Origin of the sequence: Streptomyces sp. CWNU-52B (assembly GCF_047444975.1) — a bacterium.
Classification (GTDB): domain Bacteria; phylum Actinomycetota; class Actinomycetes; order Streptomycetales; family Streptomycetaceae; genus Streptomyces.
Window position 1 is genome coordinate 5,801 of the sequence record NZ_JBLFJV010000035.1, and the last position, 21,684, is coordinate 27,484.

The 21,684-nt window shown below is 70.3% G+C and carries 20 protein-coding genes and 2 pseudogenes; 13 read left to right on the forward strand and 9 right to left on the reverse strand.

The features are described 5' to 3' along the window. Positions 1–465 (reverse strand): hypothetical protein, encoded by a 465-nt coding sequence (locus ACLVWQ_RS28325; protein WP_414112042.1) that lies wholly within the window; start codon positions 463–465, stop codon positions 1–3. Positions 466–656: 191 nt separating this feature from the next. Here ACLVWQ_RS28325 and ACLVWQ_RS28330 point away from each other — a divergent pair, with 191 nt between their 5' ends. Beyond that, a complete protein-coding gene (locus tag ACLVWQ_RS28330; RefSeq protein WP_414112043.1) occupies positions 657–1,952 on the forward strand; it encodes a helix-turn-helix domain-containing protein in 1,296 nt (431 codons plus the stop codon). A gap of 133 nt (positions 1,953–2,085) precedes the next feature. Here ACLVWQ_RS28330 and ACLVWQ_RS28335 read toward each other — a convergent pair whose 3' ends face one another. After that, complete coding sequence (locus ACLVWQ_RS28335) at positions 2,086–2,286, reverse strand: hypothetical protein (protein WP_414112044.1); 201 nt, start codon at positions 2,284–2,286, stop codon at positions 2,086–2,088. Positions 2,287–2,840: 554 nt separating this feature from the next. Between ACLVWQ_RS28335 and ACLVWQ_RS28340 the strand changes: the two genes are divergently transcribed. Next, the gene (locus ACLVWQ_RS28340) at positions 2,841–3,383 is read left to right on the forward strand and encodes a winged helix-turn-helix domain-containing protein (protein WP_414112045.1); all 543 of its coding nucleotides are present in this window, start codon (positions 2,841–2,843) and stop codon (positions 3,381–3,383) included. Beyond that, positions 3,308–3,910, forward strand: coding sequence for a transposase (locus tag ACLVWQ_RS28345; RefSeq protein ID WP_414112046.1), 603 nt, complete (start codon positions 3,308–3,310; stop codon positions 3,908–3,910). The genes ACLVWQ_RS28340 and ACLVWQ_RS28345 overlap by 76 nt, the downstream gene beginning before the upstream one ends. Positions 3,911–3,929: 19 nt before the next feature. Here the strand turns inward: ACLVWQ_RS28345 and ACLVWQ_RS28350 are convergent, their stop codons facing one another. The 3 genes from ACLVWQ_RS28350 to ACLVWQ_RS28360 all read right to left on the reverse strand — a co-directional run bounded on the left by ACLVWQ_RS28350 (position 3,930) and on the right by ACLVWQ_RS28360 (position 5,708). Then, the gene (locus ACLVWQ_RS28350) at positions 3,930–4,124 is read right to left on the reverse strand and encodes a hypothetical protein (protein WP_414112047.1); all 195 of its coding nucleotides are present in this window, start codon (positions 4,122–4,124) and stop codon (positions 3,930–3,932) included. Positions 4,125–4,546: 422 nt separating this feature from the next. Beyond that, positions 4,547–5,209, reverse strand: a complete 663-nt coding sequence (locus ACLVWQ_RS28355; protein WP_414112048.1) for an HNH endonuclease family protein — start codon at positions 5,207–5,209, stop codon at positions 4,547–4,549. A 313-nt stretch (positions 5,210–5,522) separates the two neighbouring features. Then, positions 5,523–5,708, reverse strand: a complete 186-nt coding sequence (locus ACLVWQ_RS28360) for a hypothetical protein (RefSeq protein WP_414112049.1) — start codon at positions 5,706–5,708, stop codon at positions 5,523–5,525. Positions 5,709–6,232: 524 nt separating this feature from the next. Between ACLVWQ_RS28360 and ACLVWQ_RS28365 the strand changes: the two genes are divergently transcribed. From ACLVWQ_RS28365 to ACLVWQ_RS28395, 7 genes and pseudogenes are all read left to right on the forward strand, one after another. Then, the gene (locus tag ACLVWQ_RS28365) at positions 6,233–6,499 is read left to right on the forward strand and encodes a hypothetical protein (protein ID WP_414112050.1); all 267 of its coding nucleotides are present in this window, start codon (positions 6,233–6,235) and stop codon (positions 6,497–6,499) included. A 65-nt stretch (positions 6,500–6,564) separates the two neighbouring features. After that, a pseudogene (locus tag ACLVWQ_RS28370) lies at positions 6,565–6,729 on the forward strand (helix-turn-helix domain-containing protein); the annotation flags it as partial. A gap of 345 nt (positions 6,730–7,074) precedes the next feature. Then, a pseudogene (locus ACLVWQ_RS28375) lies at positions 7,075–8,889 on the forward strand (BTAD domain-containing putative transcriptional regulator); the annotation flags it as partial. 446 nt (positions 8,890–9,335) lie between these two features. Beyond that, on the forward strand, positions 9,336–9,938 hold the full coding sequence (locus ACLVWQ_RS28380) for an RNA polymerase sigma factor (RefSeq protein WP_414112051.1): 603 nt from the start codon (positions 9,336–9,338) through the stop codon (positions 9,936–9,938). After that, positions 9,935–11,239, forward strand: a complete 1,305-nt coding sequence (locus ACLVWQ_RS28385) for a hypothetical protein (RefSeq protein ID WP_414112052.1) — start codon at positions 9,935–9,937, stop codon at positions 11,237–11,239. The genes ACLVWQ_RS28380 and ACLVWQ_RS28385 overlap by 4 nt, the downstream gene beginning before the upstream one ends. A gap of 547 nt (positions 11,240–11,786) precedes the next feature. Continuing rightward, positions 11,787–12,203, forward strand: coding sequence for a hypothetical protein (locus ACLVWQ_RS28390; protein ID WP_414112053.1), 417 nt, complete (start codon positions 11,787–11,789; stop codon positions 12,201–12,203). A gap of 293 nt (positions 12,204–12,496) precedes the next feature. Beyond that, positions 12,497–12,718 (forward strand): hypothetical protein, encoded by a 222-nt coding sequence (locus tag ACLVWQ_RS28395; RefSeq protein ID WP_414112054.1) that lies wholly within the window; start codon positions 12,497–12,499, stop codon positions 12,716–12,718. A gap of 783 nt (positions 12,719–13,501) precedes the next feature. Here the strand turns inward: ACLVWQ_RS28395 and ACLVWQ_RS28400 are convergent. Then, the gene (locus ACLVWQ_RS28400; RefSeq protein ID WP_414112055.1) at positions 13,502–14,782 is read right to left on the reverse strand and encodes a helix-turn-helix domain-containing protein; all 1,281 of its coding nucleotides are present in this window, start codon (positions 14,780–14,782) and stop codon (positions 13,502–13,504) included. 391 nt (positions 14,783–15,173) lie between these two features. Between ACLVWQ_RS28400 and ACLVWQ_RS28405 the strand changes: the two genes are divergently transcribed. Both ACLVWQ_RS28405 and ACLVWQ_RS28410 read left to right on the forward strand, forming a co-directional pair. After that, positions 15,174–15,755 (forward strand): competence protein CoiA family protein, encoded by a 582-nt coding sequence (locus ACLVWQ_RS28405; protein ID WP_414112056.1) that lies wholly within the window; start codon positions 15,174–15,176, stop codon positions 15,753–15,755. A gap of 810 nt (positions 15,756–16,565) precedes the next feature. Continuing rightward, entirely contained in the window at positions 16,566–16,796 is a 231-nt protein-coding gene (locus ACLVWQ_RS28410) for a hypothetical protein (RefSeq protein ID WP_414112057.1), read from the forward strand. 388 nt (positions 16,797–17,184) lie between these two features. Here ACLVWQ_RS28410 and ACLVWQ_RS28415 read toward each other — a convergent pair whose 3' ends face one another. From ACLVWQ_RS28415 to istA, 3 genes are all read right to left on the reverse strand, one after another. Beyond that, positions 17,185–17,736, reverse strand: coding sequence for a putative immunity protein (locus ACLVWQ_RS28415; RefSeq protein ID WP_414112058.1), 552 nt, complete (start codon positions 17,734–17,736; stop codon positions 17,185–17,187). Between the two features lie 81 nt (positions 17,737–17,817). Next, positions 17,818–18,630 (reverse strand): IS21-like element helper ATPase IstB, encoded by an 813-nt coding sequence (istB, locus tag ACLVWQ_RS28420; RefSeq protein WP_414112059.1) that lies wholly within the window; start codon positions 18,628–18,630, stop codon positions 17,818–17,820. Continuing rightward, on the reverse strand, positions 18,627–20,261 hold the full coding sequence (gene istA / locus ACLVWQ_RS28425) for an IS21 family transposase (protein WP_414112060.1): 1,635 nt from the start codon (positions 20,259–20,261) through the stop codon (positions 18,627–18,629). Before istA ends, istB begins: the two co-directional genes overlap by 4 nt. Before the next feature lie 506 nt (positions 20,262–20,767). Between istA and ACLVWQ_RS28430 the strand changes: the two genes are divergently transcribed. Further along, complete coding sequence (locus tag ACLVWQ_RS28430; protein ID WP_414112061.1) at positions 20,768–21,673, forward strand: hypothetical protein; 906 nt, start codon at positions 20,768–20,770, stop codon at positions 21,671–21,673. The last annotated feature ends 11 nt before the right edge of the window (positions 21,674–21,684 follow it).

Sequence of the window (21,684 nt, forward strand, 5' to 3'; positions counted from 1 at the left end):
TCAGTGAGAGTCGCTGCCCGGGTGGCAGGGGCCGCACTTGGCGGCGTCCGTCCACAGCGGCCAGTCGACCTCCCAGCCGTCGGCGGCGATCAGGTCGGCTGTACGCAGCACCGAGCCGTCGTCCTTGGCCTCGACCTCGGGTACATGGTGCAGGAAGTGGCCGTCGTTGAAGCGCTCGCACAGCTGCAGGTAGGTGACGGTGTCGAGGATGACGGTGTGGACGCCGACGTCGACGAGGGTGCTCGGGGCGAGCCCGAGACGCTCGCCCCGGTGGCGCATCGCGGTCAGCAGGTAGGCATAGCCCTGGCCCAGGACCCGGGTGGCCATGACCGAGTCGTAGGGGTGGTCCCGCATGAGGAGGTGGACCTGCTTGTCCCACAGGGCGGCGGGCACGGCGTCCCGGGCGCAGCGGGCCGGGCCGGTTCTTGGGCCGGTGGCCGGGATAGAGACGGCGGCGGTGGTCATGGTGCCTCCGGTGGGTGGTGGCCCCGCGGCTCGGGGCGAGGCGTCCAGCGCACCGTGCCGATGGGTCGGGCAGTGGTCATCTGCCGTGCGGTGCAACGCTTTTGCACGTGGTGCAAGCACGCTCGACGGCGCCCGGCTGGTCCCTCTACCGTGGGACGCCCCCGGTAGTGCGTGCGGTGTGGGAGGGTTTCGTGCCCGTGGACCCGCTCTGGAACAGCACGACGGCCACGTCTTTGGTCGCGCAGCGCCGTCCCGGCGCCCTGATCCGGCTGGGGCGCGAGCACCGTACGTGGACGTTGGCCGCGCTCGGGGAGCGGATCGGCTGCTCGGCGGCCACCGTCTCGCGTCTGGAACGCCGCTCGCGGGTGGTGGATCTGACGCTGGTGCACCGGGCAGCGGCCGAAGTGGGCATGCCCCGACACGTCCTGATGACTTCTCTGGCGCCACCGGCTGCAACGACTGTGGCCGGCACTAGAGTGACGGCCTGTTCGCGTGACGCCCAGGAGGACCCCATGCGCCGCCGCACGCTGCTCACCGCCACGGCGGCCGCCACACCGGCCGTCCTGCTCATGGGACTGGATGAGGCCCTCGCCGCCACCCCCGCGCCCACCAGCGGCCTGGAGCCGCTGGAGCGCCGTGTGGCCGCTGCCCGCACGCTGTACGACAAGGGGGCGCACGGGCGGCTCTTGGCCGTGCTGCCCGGTCTGATCGCGGACGGGCACCGGGCGGCCGCTTCCCGCCGGGACCTTGACCAGGCGAGGCTGTCCGCCGTCTACACCCTGGCTTCCTCGGTGCTCGGCAAGGTCGGTTCCCACGAGCGGGCCCGGCTCACCGCGGACCGGGCGCGCACCTGGGCTGAGATCTCCGGTTCCCCGCTCGCGGCGGCTGCCGCCGCCCGGGAGCTGGCGATCGTGCTGCGCCACCAGGACCGCCACGGCCAGGCCCAGCGCCTGATGGCGTCGGCGGCCGCCGACGTGGAAGCGACCGGACTGCGCACCGACGCCGCCGCTGCGGCGTACGCGCAGATGCTGTGCACGCTGGCGTATACGGCCGCGCGCGGCGGGCAGCGCGGTGAAGCGCTGGCGATGGTCACCGAAGCCCGGCGTTCCGCCCGGCAACTGCCTCAGGTTCCGCCGCCGGGCCGCCTGTTCCCGATCAGTGCGGCCGCGGTCGGCCTGTACGCGGTCGGTGTGCACTGGGCGCTCGGCGACGCGGGCGCCGCGCTGGAGGCCGGGAAGGATCTGCGGCCCGGGCAGTTCCCGACCGCCGAGCGCAGGGCACGCCTGGGCACAGACATGGCGCGGGCCTGGTGGGCATGGAACCGTCCCGAGCAGACCGCCCTGGCGCTGCTGGACGCCCACCGCTCCAGCCCCGGCGAGGTCCGCGACCGGCCCGCGATCCGCGCCATCGTCAGCGAGCTGGCCGAGCGGCACCCGCACACCACCGGCGTACGCGAACTCCACGCCGCCGTGGTGATGGCCGACTGACCACCGTTCATCGGCACATGTGCACGGCGTGGGCGCACGCGCCTGTGACGGGTGTTGCCGCGCGGCGGGCGGGTGGGGCGGGGTTTCCCTCCGGTAATCCAGGCGATGGCGGGAGAGGTGGGGAAGGCCGTGTTCATCCTGTCCCGCGCGGCACCGAGCCAGGGTGTGGCGGTGGGGCCGGGAGTGTCTCGGGTTCGGTGGCGCGGGCCCGGCCATGGGCGTGCATGGTTTCACTCTCCCAGCCCTTGAGCAGCCGCGGCAGGACGGCCGGGTCACGGCCGGGATCCTGGTGCCAGGCGAGGAAGGCGCGGGCGGCCGCTTGTGGGTGTCGCATGCCGGGCACAGCTCCCTCATGACACCGGACACCCACGGGCCCCGCCAGTACAGGGTGAGGCCACCGCGGCAGCGGGAGCACGCCCGCCAGGCCACTTCGTGTGCTTCGTCGCCGCGGTGCAGGGCTTCCAGGTGGGCGAGGTCAGCGTCGGTGTAGGCGTCGAGGCTGTGGTCGGTGTTGCTCATGCGGCAGAACGAGCCGTCGGCGTAGGCCAGGTAGCGCCAGGAGAACGTGCCCATGCACGTCCCCTTCTATCGGGGTCGACCGTGCGAATGGCCACAATTGACCCTTCTGTCAAGAGTCGTGACGGGGATCAGGCGCGCCTGCGGCGGCCCGGGGCGGTCTCGTCCGTTGTGCCGGCGGTCTCGGCGCTGCCCTGGCCGCCCGCGGTGCGGGGGCAGAGTCCGTCTGTGGGCGGGAGTAGCCGGCGGAAAGACGCAGGCCGGCCCCTCGCGCGCCGCCGTGTTTGGGGCGGGCAGGGTGGCTAGAGATCTTTAACGGTGTGGGTTACGTGGGGTCGTGACGGGTGGTGTGGGTCGCGCTATGCCGGAGGTATGAGGTATCCCGATGGCGGTGGGCTGACGGCCGAGGAGCGGGATCGGCGCGAGCAAGTCCGGCTCGCGGCGGCTGACTTGATCGAGGCAGGGGCCAGTGACAGGGAGGTGGCCCGGCGGTTCAGGGTGACGCGGATGTCGGCGAATCGCTGGCGTCGGGCCCTGGCTTCGGGCGGTCGCCAGGCTCTGGTCTCCAAGGGGCCTGGAGGCGCCCGCTGCAAGCTTGACGCCGGTCAACTGCGCACCTTGGAGGCGGTGCTGGAGGCCGGTCCGGCCGCGTACGGCTGGAGCGACCAGTGCTGGACGCTGGCGAGGATCGCTGAGACCGTTCACCGCCGGTTCGGTGTCGACTACACCCTGGCCGGCTTTGACCTGCTGCTGCACCGCATCGGCTGGAGCGTGCAGGTCCCGAGCCGCAAGGCCACCGAGCGGGACGAGTCGAAGATCGCCGCCTGGAAGGACGAGCAGTGGCCCGTCATAAAAAGACGGCGGCGGACCTGGGCGCCTGGCTCTGCTTCGAGGACGAGGCAGGTCAGGGCCTGAGGCCGCCGAAGGGCCGTACCTGGGGCCGCCGGGGCAACACACCCGTCGTGAAGGTCACCGCCCAGGGCACCAAACGCGTCTCGATGGCCGCGCTGATCTGCACCAGGGCCGGCCGCCGGCCACGGCTGATCTACCGCGTCCACCTCGACCGCGGCCCCGCGAAGGGCCGGCGCAAGGGCTTCACCGAGACCGACTACGCCCGCCTGCTGGATGCCGCACACCAGCAGCTCGGCGGCCCCGTCGTCCTGGTGTGGGACAACCTGAACACGCACGTCAGCCACACCATGCGGAAGCTGATCGCCGCGCGGTTATGGCTGACCGTCTACCAGCTGCCGCCGTACGCACCGGAGTTCAACCCGGTCGAAGGCGTGTGGTCGCACCTGAAGAGGTCACTGGCCAACCTCACCAAACACAGTCTCGACCAGCTCACCGCGCTGGTGAAGACCCGGCTGAAACTAATGCAGTACCGGCCCCACCTCATCGAAGGGCTCATCGCCAAGACCGGACTTGACCTCCAACCGCCGTAACCCCCGCCATTGAAGATCTCTAGCGGGTTCTGATGAAGCAGAGCGCGCGGCCGTTCTCGTCGGGTGTGGCGTGCGCGCACGCCAACTGCCATCCCTCGGGCAGCGCAGGCGTGGGGCGGGGCTCCTGCCCTCCGTGCCGCTGCGGCTGTTCCGGGTTCTGCCACCACAGGGTCAGCCCGTCCGCGGCGGCCACGAGGACCAGCCATACCGCCATGGCCCAACGCCATACCCTGTCGCGGCCCATCACCGTCACGGCTGCACCCCGGCCCCCGCGCCCACCGCAGCCGGGCCCTACACGCGCGGGAACTCCTGGGCCCCGCCTGCGGGCGCTTCGTCTTTCACCGGCGCATCCGGCCGCGCACGGTCCATAGCGGGCAGCACCGGCTCGCCGGGGCCACGGCGGAGGCCGCAGCAAGAAGCCGCCGTCATGCGATGCGCGCCGTGCTCGTGAGCCGTCTTTCGCGGGGGCGCCCTGCAAGGCGGAGTAGGTGGGTGGGTTGGCCACCTGCGCCTGGTGCAGTGACCCCCCTGACACCCTCCCCCCGTGCCCGGCGGGCAGCGAGGTCTCGGGGCGGGCTGCCCCGGCCGTGGCGGGGAACAACGGACATCTGCGCGCGCCTGCGGCCTCCGGCTGCGCTACGGGGCCGGTTCGTAGTCCACCCGCTCCTGCCCGCAGCCCGCGGCGAGTTCGGCCAGAGCGGCGTGCTCGCGCTCATCGGCGGCCAGCTGCCAGCGCAGCTTGGTCGCCACCCAGTGCGCGGCGTAGGTGCAGCGGGCATCGGCCAGCGGTGGCAGCCAGTCGGCAGGATCTTGATCACTCTTGGAGCGGTTGCTGCGGGCGGTGACGGCCACCAAACTGCGCTCGGCGTCCAGGTCGTTGGCGTACGCCTCCCGCCGCTTCGCCGTCCAGACGGAGGCGCCGGAGTCCCAGGCCTCGGCGAGAGGGACCATGTGGTCGATGTCCAGGCCGCCCGGCGCGGTGAGCGTGGTGCCGTCGTAGAAGGAGTACCACGCGCCCGCCGTCATCTTGCAGCCCGCTGCGACGGTCGGCTCGGTGCGGGACTCGGCGATCAGGACCTCGGCGCGCGTGGAGCACCCGTCGCGGTCGGCGTCGGTCCAGTGCCGGAAACGGGAGCGCTGGTAGCCGTCGCGGGACTCCACAGCGGAGGGCAGCAGGTCCACCGCGGCGGCCAGCGGCAGCGGCGCGACCACGCGGGCCGAGTCCGCGGCCGCCGGGACGGTGAGGGGCACAGCAAGAAGAACGGCGGCCGTCAGGGCGTGCAACGCGGTGCAGAGCATGCTGCGTTGATACCGCTCGCACGGTGCATGGCGGCGGAAAACGAGGCAGGCGTCACCCGGCGGAGGCAACAGTCATACTGGCGGCCGGGCCCGGGCACGGCTGCCGCAGGAAGCCGCGCGGAGCAGCACGCTCTGCCGTGCCCAGGGCCGGGACGGGAGCTGCGGGGCACCGGTTGGCCGGCCCGGGCCGGGCGGCAGGCTGCCCCGCTTGGTGTCGGGTCAGGAGTGCTCCAGCGCGTTTGCCCGCAGGTGGGCCAACAGGGCGTGGACCTGTTCAGGGTCGTCACCGTCCTGAAGGACAAGATCGCCCCCATCAGTGAGATGTTGCGCGGGCGAGGCAGCGGACGGTGAAGTGATGCAGCAGGGTGTGGCCGTGCCCGGCGAGCTTTCGGTGCTTGCTCTCCTCAAGGACCATCGTCAGCAGGTGGCCGTCGTCGGTCTCGGCGGCGTCGTGTGCCTCTACCTCGGCGAGGCATGTCCGCCCGGCCAGCGCTCGCACTCTGCATCACCGGCGCACATCCCTGACGCACCTAGCGACGCTCGAGGGCCTACGGATACGGAGCCGGCGCTTCTGTTCGGAAGCGCCGGCCTCGGGCGCTCTCACGCGGCAACGTGATTGCGCTGGGTTCCTGATCGCCTTGGTGGAGCCCGCAACTCTCAGGAGCGGCCGGGAGAGTCTGCAATTCCCGACGGGGATGAGCGTGCCGGGCGGCTTTGAACAACTTCTGAACGTGATTGGGATAGCGCGGCATCTTGAATGCAGGTCGGCTGGCGCAGGAGCCAGGTTCCGGTGCGAACTGGCTGGTCAAGGCGGCATGAGCTGCTGGGGGCGGGTTCCGTGCGATGGGCGATAAGCGTGGACATATATGCATCAATGATTTTGGGGTATCCCCTGCTGTGTGGGGCGGATGGCACGATGCAGATCCGATCGGTGTCGGCAAACACCGTTCGGATGGCACGACTTGGAGCCCGCAATCTGCCCTTACCTGCGGTGAGGGCGGTCTTGACCTCAGGAGCCCGACCATGTCGCACACGTCTTCTCTCTCCCGCTGTGTGGTGCACGACTCGTTCTGTCGGCACAGGCTGTCTCTGCCTGACGCGGTGGTCATCGTTGTGATCGCCGTGCTCGCCTGCGGGTTGTCCGTGCACGGCCTGGATCCGGCGGCGGCCCTGGGCGTGCTGGCCGGTGCCGCTCTGGTGGCAACGGCCACGCTGACGGCCATGCGAGGAGGAGGCCGCAGCTTCGTCGGCGTGATCCTGCGCGCGGCGCACGCCGTCGCTACGCCCTGACGGACTGTGCCGTGGGGCGCAAGGAAGCACCGATCGCCTCGTCGCACAGGACGCTGGTGACCTTGGTGCGATGGCTGCGCGCTCAGCGGGCGGCCAGCGGATGTTCGTATGCCGAGCTGGCCGCTCGTGTGGAGTGTCATGCCACCACGTTGCAGCGGGCGGCATCAGGGCGGTCGGTGCCCAGTGAGCGGGCTGTGCGCGCGTATGCGCTGGCCTGCGGCGCGTCCGTGGATGAGGCGATGGAGTTGTGGAGGCAGGCCCGCAGGCGGTCTCCCCGTGGCCCCGAAAGTGCGCTGACCGCCTCGGACATCGACGGCATCGACATGTTTCGGGCCGGGCTGCGTGAGCTGTATGAGCGGGCGGGCCGGCCTTCGGTGCGTGAGATGGAACGGCGGGCAGGCCCGGAGCGGTTGCCGCACAGCACGGCCCATCGCATCGTGCAGGGCCGGACGGTGCCCCGCGACGCGCACCAGCTGACGGGGTTCCTGACCGCGTGCAAGGTTGCGGCGAGTGAGCATCCGTCATGGGTCGACGCCTGGCAGCGCGCTGTTGGCCGGAGCGCATCCCGCTCTCCCATGGTCGGACCTTCGAACTCCACGGCCCGCGGCGTCGGTGCGCCGGTCAGCGCCCCGAGTACGGCCATACCGTCCTCGGGGCTGTATTTCTCGTTGCTCGGGCCGCCGCGGGCCTGGTACGCAGGCCAGCAGCTGATGATCGGGTCGCCTCAGCAACAGGCGCTTTTGACTGCTCTGCTGCTGCGCGAGGGCCGCACCGCCACGGCAGGCCAACTGATCGACGCGCTCTGGGGCGACGAGCCGCCTGCACAGGCACTGGCGGCCGTACGGACCTACGCCTTCCGCCTGCGCAAGGTGCTGCCTGCCGCGGCGCTGGTCAGTGAATCCGGCGGCTACGCCCTGCGGGTGCCCTCCCAGGCCCTGGACGTCGCCACCGCCACGGACTTGGCGGAGCAGGCGGAAAAAGCACGTGCCCGGGGAGAGGTGTCCCAGGCGCGTTTGCTGGTCCAGCAGGCGCTCGATCTGTGGCAGGGCGAGATCCTCGCTCACATACCCGGGCCGTATGCGGAGACTCAGCGCACCCGGCTGGAGGAATGGCGGATGCAGCTCTACGAGTCACGCCTGGACATGGACCTCGCATGCGGCCGCCACACGGAGGCCGTCGCCGAGCTCGTCGCGCTGACCGTGGAACACCCGCTGCGCGAGCGGCTGCGCGAACTGCTGATGACGGCGCTGTACCGCGGCGGCCGACAGGCCGAGGCCCTCGCGGTGTACGCGGACACGCGCAGGCTGCTCAACGACGAGCTGGGGGTGGACCCACGCCCGGCTCTCTCGGAGCTGCAGCAGCGCATCCTGCGCGCAGATCCAGCGTTGTTCAAACCCGAGATGTCCGGGGACGCTGAAGCCGCTGCGGCAACAGGGATTCGACCGGCGCAACTTCCGCCCGGCATTCCGGATTTCACCGGACATGCGGCTGTGGCTGCGGAGCTGGTCGGCGTACTTAGCGCCGCCGCGAACGGGAGCATGCCGCTCGCCGCCATCTCCGGGGCCGGCGGCGTGGGCAAGACGACGTTGGCGGTGCACGTGGGGCAGGCCGTCCAGCGGCACTTCCCGGACGGCCAGCTCTACATCGACCTGCAGCAGACGGAGCCGACTGCAGCTCTCGGCGCAGCACTGCGCGCCCTTGGCGTCGCCGAGCAGGCCGTTCCGGAGGGTGTCGCGGAACGTTCGGCGCTGTATCGCTCCGTCCTGCACGGCCGCCGTGTGCTGGTCGTGCTGGACGATGCCCGGGATGCGGCGCAGGTGCGGTGGCTGCTGCCGGCCGCCGAGGGCTGCGGTGTCCTGGTCACATCGCGCAGGCGGATGCCCGATCTGGTCGGCGCCCACCTGGTGGAGCTCGACGTCCTGTCTCCTGACGAGGCGCTCCATCTCGCCGCCCGTATTGCTGGCGAACAACGGATCGCCGACGAGCGCACGGCAGCCCAGTACGTGGTGGCGGCCTGCGGCTTTCTTCCCCTGGCCATCCGCATCGCCGCCTCCCGGCTGGCAGCCCGCCGCGCCTGGGCGGTAGTGGACCTGGCGGAAAAACTTACGGACGAGCGCTGCCGGCTGGAGGAACTCCAGGTAGGGGACCTGGCCGTGAAGTCCGCATTCACGCGCAGCTACGGCCTGCTGGATGCGGAACAGGCGCGTGCCTTCCTGCTGCTGAGCACTTCCACGAATCCCTTCCTCTCCCTGGCCGAAGCAGCAGAACTCCTCCACCGCAGCCTCCCCGCGACGGAGAACCTGCTCGAGAATCTGGTCGACGCGGGTCTGCTGACCCCCGCCGGACCTGCGCACTACCAAATGCATCCCCTCGCCCGCCTCTTCGCCAAAACGCTCAACGTGCCCTGACCCACGCCCTGAAGGTCCCCGTGCCATCCAGATGAGCGTGACGCCGCCACCTCGGCTCCCTGACGCTCGCGAAGGTTCGCGCCGAGGGGAGGGCTGCGATGACGGCCGTACGCGGCGGCAGGAGCGGGCCGGAAGCCAAGTCGGATACCAGGCACGATGCCCGCGCGGCCCGTCCAAGCGCCGCGCCTGCCCGGCCCGCCGAAGAGCCGGATCCGCCGAGCCACGGACCCGCGTAAAAAATCTTGAAGGAATCGGTACCCGTTACCGGCCCCTCACGCGATGACCCCAGGGAGAGGCCGAGGTTCGACGAGGAGCAGGACGGTGAACAAGGTGCAGCAATTGCTGGCCCCCGAGGGGGTGCCCGCCGGTGCGGCCTGGAGGAACAGCACGCGGTCGCGCGGGTGGCCGGCCGGATACGGGCGGTGCCGATGACCGTGCAGGACCACCCAGATACGACCGGGCCCGACCACGCCCCGGCCCCGGCTCCCGGGCGCCAGGAGATCGACGAGGAGCAGTTCGCCGTGTTCTACGAGGCGAACGCCGCCAAGCTGACCGCCTTCTTGACCCGCATGACGAACCGGGACGACGCCCGGGTCCTTGTGGGCCAGGCGTTCGAGCAGTTCTTCGTCTGGTGGCAGGCCAGGCCCGGCCATCCGGCTCCGCGAGCGGTGTTGTACCGGATCGCGAACTGCCGCTTGATCGACCATCTGCGCCGCAGTGGCCGGACGTTGAGCGTGGAGGCGGGGCAGCTGGAGAAGGCCCTGACCGAAAGTGAGCACGCGGACGACTTTGCAGGCGTCGAGTTGCGCTTCGACCTCGAGCGGGCCCTGTCGGAGCTGTCGGAGCGGCACCGGGAGGCGCTGGTGCTGCGCTATCTGGCCGACCTTCCGGTCAAGGACTGCGCCGCCGTGCTCGAGGTGGGCATCGACAACATGAAGAAGATCCTCAAGAGGGCGCTGGTGAGGCTGAGGACGTCGCCGCGCATGGACAGTTACGCCTCTGCCGGGCGGACGGAGGAGATGCACCGGTGAACCCCGTAGACGACAAGGAAGGCACGCTGCACGACGGCGTGCTTACGGACAGCACGTTGAGCTCGGCGCAGGAGACGGACGGCTTCGCCGCGATCATGAAGCGTCTGAAGGGCCGCAGCCCGCAGGAGCGCGCGGCGCTGAAGGCGCGGGCCGATGCGGCGGTGCTGGGGTACGAGGCGTACGCGCTGGGTCATGAGTACCTTGAGCGCGGCGACCTCGACGCTGCCAGGCGGTGGCTGCAGGTGGCCGCCGGCCACCACGTTCCCGGCGCCGAGCAGGCCCTCGCCGAGCTGGCCGGGCAGCCGGCGCTCAACGACGGCGCCGCCCTCACGAGCGTGCCTGCGGCGGTGATCGTGGATGCCGCGGCCCGCTTGACGGCAACACGCTCCTGCGACCCGTGCTCCACGGACGGCTCGCCCTCGGGCAAGAACGATGGACTGTGGGCCGCGGCGGTGGAGAACCTGCACGCTGCACGGCAGGCGGCATCCGCCCGGGCAAGCGCAGCGCAGATCATCGAGCAGGCCCGCCGCGACGCCGGCGAACTCCTCGCCCAGGCGCAGCAGCAGGCCCAAGCCGTCGTCGACGACGCCCGGGCCGAGGCCGGACGCATCATCAGTGACGCGGCACACCGGAAGGCCGTCGAGGAGAAGAGGAGGCAGGAGGATGCAACTGGCGTGATCGCTCTGGCCCGGTATCAAAGCGATCGCCCTCTGTACGTCACCAGGATGATGGGGAACCTTCTGACGATCACCTCCTGCGACCTGACGCCGTCTATGCCGAAGGTGCGAAGGCTGGAGGACCTGTTGGCGGACTCCTTCAGGGAGCCTCTGCATCATGCGCTGTGCACGGGTTTCACGACCGTGCAGACGCCTGATCTGACCGACTGCTACCGGGACGTGTGGGCGGTGCAGAGTCTGGCAGCGGATGCCGTGCGGGAGCGGCTGCGCACGACACCGCAGACGTACTCCTTCCGGCTGGCTCTCCAGGTTCTTTCCCCCGCACCGGGTGAAGCAGGACGGCGCGCGACGATCGATCTGGGGCGGCTCGGAATCGGCTGCCAGGTAGGAAGTCCTGGGGCAGACTCCGAGGCCGACGCACTCCTCCTGTGGCGGGCTCTTGCTCACCTTCTGGAGGGCGAGGAGGCGTTCGGGCGGCCGGATCCGCCGCTTCGTGCCGCGGCGGCGCGCGCAGCGAAGATGTTGCGCCACTACGCCCTCACGGTCCAAAACGAGGGCTCCAAGGCCGCAGCGGCCGATGCCCACGCCGGGGTGCAGGAAGTGGTCTCAGCAATGCTGCGGTAGCGGTCGGCCCATGCCCTGGCGAGGAAGGGGACGGTCACGGCCAACGAATTGCTGGTTGCGGCCGTCGCCCCTGATGGGAAGCGGGGAGCGACGGTCGCAGCAGTGAGCTGGCCCGCGGTGGTGGTCTGCGTGTCGAAGGTGTGTTCCGCATGCTGCGCCGCCAAGCTCGGCCACCGGTGTCGCACAAAAGCGTCTGAACTGCGGCGATGCACGGTGCAAGGGGGTACGTACGTTTCCGTCCGTGCCGTTGAGCCGTTGGCGTTCGACCGGGTCGCCCTGCCACGATCAGCCGGTCGGCGCGGGGCGGCCATCTCCTGCCCCGCGGACACGACTTCCCCGTCTCGCGTGCCCTGCGGCGCGCGCCGGTTTTTCATGCGTGCGATAAGGAGGCATCACTCATGTGTGGTTGCAGTCGGCGTGCCGGGCGTTTCCCGCCGCCCGGTGCGCTCTCCCACTGCTTTGGGCGCCACGGTGCACTGCCGTGAGGCGCCACGCGGCCAACGGGCGCGCGCCAGCGGCTGTCGAGCAGGCTGAGCTGGGGGCGTGGTTGCTGCGTGACAAGGCCCCGGTCACCGCCCAGTTGCTGGAGGCGTTCTTGAAGGCCTGCGACGTACCGGAGCCCGAGGCACACGCCCTGCTGGCCGCCCGGGACCGGGTCGAGGATGCGTATCCGGGCGGCGGGCTGTACCCGTGCGCGGCGATCGACCTCGCCCATGGGCGCCTTCAGGACGAGCGCGCGCGTCTGCGCTACCTCGGTGAGATCGTCCCCGACAATGACGAGGAGAAGGAGGAGGACGGGGACGGGTACGAGGCGGTGCTGCGGCACCGGCGCCCGGATCCGGCGTTGATGAGCGAGGACGAACTGGAGGCGCTGCAGAGCGCCTTTGAGGCTCGTGCGCCGCAGGGTGAGGATCTTCGCGCGCGGATGGAGCGGATGCTGCCCCCGCGCCGCGATCCGCAGTAGCCGTACGGGCTCGCCCCGGCTCTTCAAGATGCCTTTCCGAGCCATTCGTGTACCTGGCACATAAGTTCGGGCTTTCCCGGGCCCCTTCGCGCATAAGTGAGACGCAGATCACCGAATGGGGTCCCGCGCGACCCGAGGAGGCAAATTTAAAGACGGTCAAAACACCCAACTCGCGCCCCCCGGAACGCGAATGGAACGCACTTGATCAAGCCGAAAAGAGGGCCTGTTCCCTTTACCGGTAAGCTGATATCAACCCAGCCCGCAAGGGGCTGCGGAGAAAGGAAGATCACGTCATGGCCGGCGACGAGAAGAAAGACAAGGAGTCGGCCGAGACGGGCGAGCCCACCCCCGCCAAGAAGTCGTCCAGCACGCCGCACCCGCTCCACGGCCAGCGGCCGCGGACGGAGAGGACGTACTGGACGCTGGGGATCGTGTATTACGGCAGCCACCTCGCCACCTCGGCGTGGCTGACAGCGCAGGAGCAGGTGTTTCCCCTGGTCCAGCAGTACATGTAGGGCTGCAGAACCCGGTCCCACAGGCAGGTGGTCCCGGGTCCTGCAACCGTCCCGGTCGCCCCGGAAGTCTTGAACGGTCACCTCGACACAGACTCCCGGGCTGTGAATCATCCGAGACTGCGTCCGGTGGAATCATCGCGAAATGGTTCCACCGGACACAACCATTCTAAGCGCTGCGAGGGTTTGTTTTCTACCCTCGCAGCGCTTTTTTCGTTCCCAAATCTCCGGGAATCTCACAGTGAATATTTTAAGCACTTTTCGGTTCGTTGGAAATGGTGAATCAACTTTCCCGTACCGGCATGTCGGCGCCATTTGGCCTACATTCACGGATCACACAGACTTGAGCGGGTCAGTTTTTCATTCTGGGCGACTCGGAGAGTCCGCGTCTGACGAAATCACGGTTCACGAAAGTGGAGTTTTCAGCGGACCGGAAGATTTCGCAGCGTGAACAAATCACGTCGCTCGCTGCGGACCCGGTGCTTGCGGCGCAGCCGCCCCCTGCCGCCTCAGCGGCCAGGGCCGAACGAGGAAGGCGCCGCGGAGAACGGCCTGCACGGTGTCCGGCTTCAGGGGGCGGTGTGCGGGGCCGGCGGACCGGGGCGGGCGGCGGCGTGTCCAGGCGGGCGGCGGGTCTCAGGCGCAGTGCCTGTCCCAGCTGGCGCTGAAGGCGGTCGGCCTCGCTGCGGACTTGTGCGGGGATGTCGCCGCGTTCGGTGACGAGCCGGTCGTAGACGGGGGTTTCCTGGAGCACGGCGGGGCGTTTCCTTTCGGTGAGCGGGCCGCTCACGGTCGGGCGTCGAGCCCGAACTGGTTGGTCAGGTCGGTGAACAGTTCTTGCGCGCTGTCCTGGAGGGCTTCGTCGGTGTCGGCAGGGAGCAGGCCGGCGGTGACGCGCTGGATCGCGTGCGGGTACCGGGCGCGGTCGGGCACGGAGGTGAAGTCGGGATGGTCCAGTACGACGGGAATCAGCGGCACGGCCTTCTGTGAGCCGGTGGTGACCGTGGCGTCGAGCAGGAAGCTGCTGTCCAGGCTCAGGTGGCGGGCGAGTTGTGAGGTGAGAAGGCACAGGTCGCGGCAGCACGCGTCGAGGGTGTCCTGGTGCACCAGGAGCCCGTAGGGCAGGTCGTCGGCGCGCAGACGGTCCCGGGAGGTCCTGAAGGTGAGGTTGGCGGCCAGCACGAGGGTTCCGTCGTCGTGGAGTTCGGCGTAGGTCTCCCGTCCGGCGCCCAGTTGCAGAGTGCTGAACACCCAGCGGCGCAGGCCGGGGCGCGGGTCGCTGACGATCCCCAGGCTCTCCAGGAGCCCGGGGTTGTGGCCGCTGCCGGGCTGCTGGGCGATGCGGTCGCGGGCCTGGGCAACCACGAGGCGGGCGCCCGGGTGGGTGATGCGGGCGGCGGCGCGGGGCAGCGGGTGTTCGGGACGGGCAGCAGCGATGAACCAGGCGGAGGCCTCCCGCTGCTGCAGGGTCACCGTCTGCCGGGTGTGGTCCAGGAGTTGCCGCAGGGTGTCGTCCGTCTGCGCGGCGCGGGTGAAGCGGTCGCGGTAGGCGCGTTCGAGCTGGTGCTCGGCCATCCAGGCGGTGTGGTCGCGGTCGCGGTAAGGGGCGACGGCGGCCTGCTGGTCCTTGTCGCGGGCGGCGGTGCCGTAGACCAGGTGCGGGGCCATGGGGCTGGCGGGGACATCGGCCACCAGCACGCTGCGGGTGCCGTCGGGGGAGGTGAGGGTGGTGAAGGTGAGGCCGGAGAGGTAGGGGTGGATGTGGTTGCGGATCCACTGGGCGTACTGCTCGGTGTTCGCCTGAGCTGGGTCGATGCCGGTGAGCTCACAGGTGGTGTCCCGGACGCCGAAGATGATCAGACCGCCGCGGGTGTTGGCCATCGCGGCGACGTCCTTGGCCAGTTCGTTCCACCGGCCCTCCCGCGGGGACTGGGGAAGCTGTTCCTTCCAGTCCAGGTCGTCGGACTCGGCCAGTCGGCCGGCGGCCGCCTTCGCGACCATGTCGAAGGTGAGCGGGCCGGGCGGCGTGCCGAGGTGCTCATGCAGTCGTGTCCAGGAACGGGCCATGCCCGGCACCCTATGACCAGGTACTGACAACGGCGTTGGCCGCAAAGGCCGGTCCCGTCCTGCTCCCCCGGCCGGCCACCAGCGTCTGGTGCCGTGACCCACTACCCCCCTCCCCCGGGGACGGGTGTGTACGGCCTGCCCGCCGCGGCGGGCGGCGAGGTTTCGGGGGGGGGGGCAGCGCTGGCCGTGCTGGGGAACACGGACACCTGCGTCCGTCCGCGGTCTCCGGCCGCGCTACAGGGCCGGTTCGTAGTCCACCCGTTCCTGCCCGCAGCCCGCGGCGAGTTCGGCGCCGGGCGCCGTACCGCGATCCCAGGCGGCGCAAGCACGCGGTGACCAAGCTGGGCACGGTGTCTTCCCGGCCGCCGTGCGGGGGCAGACACTGAAGGCCATGAGCCGACCGGCACGGGAGGTGGCGTTGCGCGACCAGCGTCTGGTGCAGACCGCGGTGATCGGCGGTGCGGGATCGCAGGCTCCTGCGCTGTTGCCCATGCAGGCCGCGCAGGCGCGTGCCTTCCGGCAGGCCCATGTGGGGCAGACGTTCTGGTGCGGGCAGTGGCTGGGCGGCTGCCGGGGGCGTTTGACGATCAGGACGCCCAAGCAGCGGGTCGCGCACTTCGTCCACGTCGCCGGCCCCGAACGCGCGGCGTGCCGACGCAGGTTGGTGGGGGTGTCCGGCGCCGACCACCTCTACATCAAGCAGCAGATCCTTGCCTGGCTGGACGGCCAGGGCATCGCCGCGGCCGCCCGGTTGCCCGCGGACCTCGAACGGGCAGGCAGCGAGGTGCTGTTCGATCCGGGCGAGCGCGGCTGCCTGCGGGTCCTGCTGGACGCGCCGCACCGACGGCGCCGGACGAGAACACGCAGCTGCTCCTCGGCCCCGGGGTGGGGCATGACCCGTGCCAGCTCACCGTCCACGGCTACGTGCTGCGCATCCGCTGCGACACCGACAGCCAGAGGCGGCGCGTCATGATCGGAACGCAGCTGCACGAGCGGACCGAGTGGGTGCCCCTGGACGCCTGCCGCCTCACCTCCTGGGGACTGTCGACGCCCGCAGCCAAGGAGGTGCGCCGCCTGCGCTCCCGTACCGCGATCGACTTCCCCCACCGCGTGCCCGTGCCCGCAGAGACTGCTGCCGCACGGCCGGTGGCCGCGCCCCAAGCGGCCGACGACCGGCAGAACGCCTTCGACACACTGCGCCGGGCTGTCGAGGACGAGCCCAGCACCAGCGAGGTGCGCCACTGCCTCACCCGCGCGGAGAGAGCGGTGCACGGCGGCGCGAGCGCCGAGGAGGACACGCTGCTGCGCGCGGGCGCCGACCTGCTCCTGCGCCGCGAGCGCGGCGTCGGCGCCGTCGCCCCACCCGCCGCCGCGTCCCGGGCCCGGCGCGGGGGCCGCTTGCGCAGCGGCAGCAGTGCCGCAGGGCGCGCGGCCGAGGCGGTCAACGACCTCCTGGACGCGCTGGAACGACGGCGCGGCCGCATGAGGGCCGAGGAGATGCAGCAGTTGGTGGCCCGGCTGCAGGCCCAGGCCCAGGCGGCCGGGCCGTGGCTGACCCGCCATCAGCGCCGCCGGATCATGGGACAAGCGCAGCCGGTCCACGGTCCCGCCCGCCGCAGCACCGAAGGCCACCCCGGCACCGGCGCCCGCACCCAAGGCTGCGGCGGCACCGGCCCCCGCCGCCGTGAAGGAGCCCGCGCCGTGGGCCGCAGCACAGCAGGCCACGCGCGCCGGCCCGCGCCGGGCGCCGGCTTCTGCGGCTGCCTCGGCAGAGGTCGGTGCCGTGGCCGACGCCGTGTGCGACGTCCTGGAGCACATCGCCCGGCTCGGGGCGACCATCACCTGGGAGCAACTGTGCGCACAGGTCAAAGGACTGGCCGAACTGAACGGGGAGCAGCAGCACCAAGCGCTGAAGGCCGCGTCGGCCCGCTCCCGGTGCGCCCGGCAGCTGACCGCCCTGATCACCACCGGCGGGGCGCCGCACCCGCACCACCGGCAGCTGGCCTGTTTCTAAGGACGTTTTTGGGCTCCAGTCGACGGAGGGTTCCTGGCTCCATGGTTGGGCTGGAGGGGGCGTGAGGCGGTGTGATTCACGCCCCTGTAGCAAGGTGATTTGGCCCCACTTCGATCGAGTGGTTCCGCTGGCCCTGGGGGTGGGGTATCGCGGTAGTTTGGGAGCCTCGGTCAGCCTGCCGTCAGCGTGCCCCCGACAGGTGCGTGGAGGCTGCCGACCCGGCTCGACTCAGACCGTGGACCGCCCAGTGTCCGCGGTGGCTGGACGAGAACGGGCATTGGTCCGGCCGGCACTGGGACCCGGCGGCCGGACCCGGAACGGCTGCGGCCGGCCCCCTGTCAGGGAGGCCGGCCGCAGTTGTCGGTGAGGGTTAGCGGCAGTGCCGTGGCTAACCCTCAGCTTGGCGGGGCATGCGCAGGGACGCGTCCAGGATGGTCATGAGCTGTGCTGCACGGGTCTTGCCAGTTGGCGCCAGAGGGTATCTGTTCAGAACCTCGATCAGAACGGGTGTGGCGCGTTGTCGAGCCTTCTCGATCAGTCGGAGCCCGACGGCGAAATCATCGTCCTCGTTCAATTCTCCAACGCGCGCGGCGCTTGCGGCGGCTCTCAGGATGTGACCCACTTGGGTGGCTTTCGCGATCGGATGAAGGTAGGCCGCAGAGGCGGCATCTCCCGCAGCGCGCGCAGCCAGCTGTGCGGCCTCCGTGGTCGCTTCCTTCGCCGCCCGGTGGGCGTCCAAGGAGGTGATGCGCTGAAGGTTTGTCCTTCTGGCGCCGTTCACGAACTCCCGCGCAGCGTCAATGGCTGCACGAGGCCGAGGATCGCCGGGGTTGGCCTCCTCGAACACGGGAAGAACTTCCTCAGCGCTCTCCAGAACGTAGTGGGCGACGACGCGCAGTTCGTCCACGGTCAGTTCAAAATCCCCAGGTCCGATCGTCACGGACCCGATTCTCCCATCGAGCGATCACCTGCGGTCTCAGACGACTGTGAGACACAGCCTTGCCGAGGATCGAGGCAAGGGTCAGCTGTGGCGCCGCTTGCGCTGGGTCTGGGTGAATCGGTAGGACTCGGTGCCGGTCTCGACGATGTGCGCGTTGAACGTGACACGGTCGACGATCGCGGTGCAGAGCCTGGGGTCGCTGAAGGTTTGCTTCCACTCGGAGAACGGTGCGTTCGACGCGATCGCGATAGCGCGTCGCTCCTCTCGCTCGGTGAAGATCTGGAACAGCAGCTTCGCCCCGGCCTTGTCCAGGTCGAGATAGCCGAACTCGTCCAGGCAGAGCAGGTCAACGCGACCATAGCGGGCGATGGTGCGCGAGAGCTTCTTCTCGTCGGCGGCCTCGGCCAGCTCGTTGACCAGGTTGACCGTGGTCGTGTAGCGGACTTTCAGCCCGGCCTCGGCCATGGCGGTGCCGATCCCGATCAGCAGGTGGGACTTGCCGGTGCCGGAGTCACCGATCAGGCAGAGCGGCTGTCCCGCCCTGACCCAGGCAGGGTCCGACAAGGTGCCGACGAGCTCGGGGGTGATGTTCGGGTTTTCCTCGAAGGCGAAGTCCTCCAGCCGCTTGGGCCTGGGGAAGTTCGCTTCCCTGACCAGCCGCAGCTTGCGCCTCTCCTCGCGCTCGGCGCACTCGGCCTCCAGCAGGTCGGCCAGGAAGTCCTTGTAGCTGGAGCGCTGGCGCATCGCCTCGGAGGCCATGTCCTGGACCCGGCTGCGGATCGTGGGCAGGTGGAGCGTGCGGCAAGCCTCATCGATCGCCGTGTCGACCGCCTCCTCCAGCCCGGTGTCGCGGCGGGGCGAAGGAATCTGGGTGGCGGTCTCGGTCGTGGTCATGCGGTCCCCTTCGGTTGGCATTTCAGCAGCTGGTCGTAGTGCGAGACCGTCGGCAACGGTCGCTTGTCCTCGGGCAGCTGGGCCCTGCGGGCGGTCAGGGAGACCACGCCGCTGGGCTCCGCCCAGGGCGGCGGCTCGGTCTCCTCGTCGCTGTCCTCGGCCGGTTCGGGGACCAGAGCGGCCGCCTTGCGGGCTTCGACGGCGACCACGTCCGCGGTGGTGGCGCCCGCCCGGATCGCCGCGGCCATGCCCTGTTGGACGGAGGCCGCGGGCATGCGCCGGTGCAGCAGCAGAACCTCGATCAGTGCCCTGGTGCCGGCCGCGTCGCCGTGCGCCGATCGGGCCGCCGCCCAGAACGCCTCGTGCACTTCGGTGAAGGAGCCGTTCTCCCGCGCGGTGACCAGCGCGGTCGACCCGGCCATGGCCCCCGGCTTGGCCAGCAGGATCTCCAGGTAGTGATCCAGCTCGTCGCGGAACTCCCCGCGCCTGGTCAGCCGGGGATGACGGGCGGCGATCTCCCGCTTCTCGAACACCAGCAGCTCGTTGCCCCGCAGCAGGACCCGCACGTTCTGGCCGATGAAGCGGGCCGGGACCGAGTAGTGGCACTGGCGGACCGTGATCCGGCTGCTGCGGTCGACCTTCGGCGTCAGCGTGATGCCGCACTCGAACTCCTCGAACGGCAACGGCAGCAGAAGATCGGTCTCGGAGACGAAATTGAACCCGATGCTGGTCAGCCGCCCGGACAGCATCCGCTCGTCCTCCTCCGCGTCGATCTCCCTCAGCCGTTCGTTGAGGGCCTCCAGCGAGGCGACGTCGGGAACGGGGACCAGATGCGTGCGGCGGAACCGGCCGCCCTCCTGCTCGACCCCGCCCTTCTCGTGGGCGCCTTCCTGGCCCGGGATGCAGTAGAACGCGTCGAAGCCATAGTGCGACCGGAAGGACGTCCACCGCTCCGACTCCACCCGGCTGCGGCCGGTGCAGACCCGGTTGACCGCCGGCTTCAGGTTGTCGTAGCGGATGTGCCGGGATGGGACACCGCCCAGGACGTTGAACGCCTCGACATGGCCCTCCATGAACGACTCCTGGGCCTGCGAGGCATAGACCCGGTGGACAGCCTTGCCCGAATAGGACATCCGCAGCGTGAACAGGTTGCACTTGGTGACCTCACCGGCCAGCCGTACCCAGACGTCCGCGAAGTCCACCTCCGCTTCCTCGCCCGGCAGATGGACCTGCGGGACCACCCCCGCCAGGTGACGGCGTCCCTCCTGGTCCTCCACCTGGATCTGCGGCCGGCGGAGCGCGACGTAGTCGGACACGGTCGAGTAGGACACCAAGTCGAACCCGTGCTCCTGGGCCAGGCGCTGGAAGATCCTGCGGGCGGTGTGCTTCTGCTTGCGCGGCGCGGCCAGGTCCTCCCGCAACATCGCGTCGATCCAGCCCTTGGCCGGGTCCAGCACCGAAGCCCGCGGCACCGGCTTCTTCCTCGGCGGCGGAACAGCCGAATTCAACGCCTGACGAACCGTCCTGCGGTGAACCCCATACTTCTCGCCCAACGTCCGCTGCGACACCTCCGGATCAACACGCTTGTCCCTCCGGATCGCGGCATACAGCTCCGCCCGCGACAAACCCATCCCGGCCTCCCGACATGACCGTGACAACAAACCAGCACAGCCTCCGACAAGACCGTGATCGACTCACAAACCCTGCCGTCACGCAGCGGACGGAGCAGTGCATTCACTCCAAAGAGGGCATGGCGCACGGCTCCTCACGTCGGGTGGGGCCAGATCAACTCCTTACGCCGTGGAGCCACTTTCCGTCCGTGCGGTGGAGCCCAAAGAAGTGCTTACAAACAGCTGGCCCGCACGGGCGAGGGACCGGCCGCCCAAAGGGCCTGGCAGCACGCCCTCGCAGACGTCCACACCGCCTACCGGCCCACCCCCTCCCCCACCCGGCGCCCGGCCGCACGGTGCCGCCCCCTGACGCGGGCCCCCGCCCAAGGGCTGGGGCCCTCCCTGGGCGCCGTGCGGAGGGCCGGTAAGGTGGCGCTCTTCGGGCAGCATGGCTCCCGGAGTCCCAGAGACGGCTGCCGGTGAACCTGCGCTTCACACCTGCACGTTCTGATGCCTCGATACACCACGTGTGGCGGCTGCCCGCCGCGGACTTCCTGCGCGGGCGCCGGGCCCTGTGGTGGAGTGTGGGGTCCGGCGGTGAGCTAGCGGTCCTGCTGGTCAGCCGGCGCTTCCTTCACCGCAGCCGCTACCCCAGGGGGTGGCTCGGATTGAGGCCCGACCTTCCGTTCACCGCCGAGCTGGTCATCATCAAGGGCCACGAGGAACAGCGCATCGCGGTGAAGGACATCCGGATGCGGCCCTCCCATCTGGCCCTGCTGCCGGATCGCAGGTTCTTGCTGGTGAGCAGCCGTACGTCCCGGAGCGCGACCGGGGATCCGTGGAAACCCAATGCGGTGCTGTTCTCCCCCTCGGGCACCCCTGATGCCGAGTTCTGCGTCGGGGATGACATCCCCGCCCTGGTCACCGACGCCGGCGGGAACATCTGGACGGCCTATGGCGACGAGGGCATCTACGGCGATCACGACGAGTCGGCGGCGGGGCTTGCGGGCTGGAACCTGAAGGGCCAGCCCGTCTGGGCCCCGCAGGGGCGGCTGCCCGACCATCCGCTGGAGGGCTGCACCGCGGCGACCGAGGGCGAAGGGGTGTGGCTCGTGTGGTACTCCGGCAGCAGCACGGGCGGCACCTTCCTCACTCGGATTACCCCCTCCACCGGTGCCGTGTCCAGCTACCGCAGCCCCGTGCGCGACCCGGACGGCTTCGCCGTGCGCGGCAACCAGGCTGTCCTCACCCGCCGCGAGCACAACAAGCCGTTCCTGGAGCTCACCCGGGCCCGCCTCGACGACACCACCTGGAGCGTCACCGGCCGCCAGCGGCTGCGGGTGCCCGGCCGGCTCGTCCTGCGCTGCGGACAGGGCCGCGACGGAGCCCTGTGGCTGCGCGCCGGCAACACCTGGCTGCGCATCGAGGTCTGACCGTCCACCGC